This window comes from Pseudomonas sp. IT-P74 (assembly GCF_949768175.1).
Lineage (GTDB): Bacteria > Pseudomonadota > Gammaproteobacteria > Pseudomonadales > Pseudomonadaceae > Aquipseudomonas.
Genome location: NZ_CATKQD010000069.1, coordinates 1 through 325 on the forward strand (window position 1 = coordinate 1; position 325 = coordinate 325).

1 protein-coding gene is annotated in these 325 nt (G+C 62.5%); it reads right to left on the bottom strand.

What is annotated here, in order from left to right; all coding sequences use genetic code 11:
• Nucleotides 1-325, bottom strand: a 325-nt coding sequence (locus ACM6J5_RS24215; RefSeq protein WP_414929482.1) for an immunoglobulin-like domain-containing protein, incomplete at both ends; no start/stop codon positions are given.

Sequence of the window (325 nt, forward strand, 5' to 3'; positions counted from 1 at the left end):
GTGGTTATTGATCGGCAGGCCGGCCGCGTTGGTCAGGGTCACGGTGTAGGTCACCGAGCCGCCTTCGGCCACGGTGGATTTGTCCGCGGTCAAAGTGGCGATGACTTCGCTGACGGTGTCGGTGATGGCGACGTTGGCCGCGGTGCCGTCGATCACCAGGTTTTCGAAGGTTTTGCCGTCAACCGTTGCATCGCTGACGCCAATCGAGAGGGTCTGGCCGTCCTTGTAAACGTCGTCGCCCTGCACTGGCGCGGTGTAAATGGCCGACAGCTTGCCGGCTTCAATGGTGACGGTGCCGCCGTTGCTCAGGGTGACCTTGAGGTCG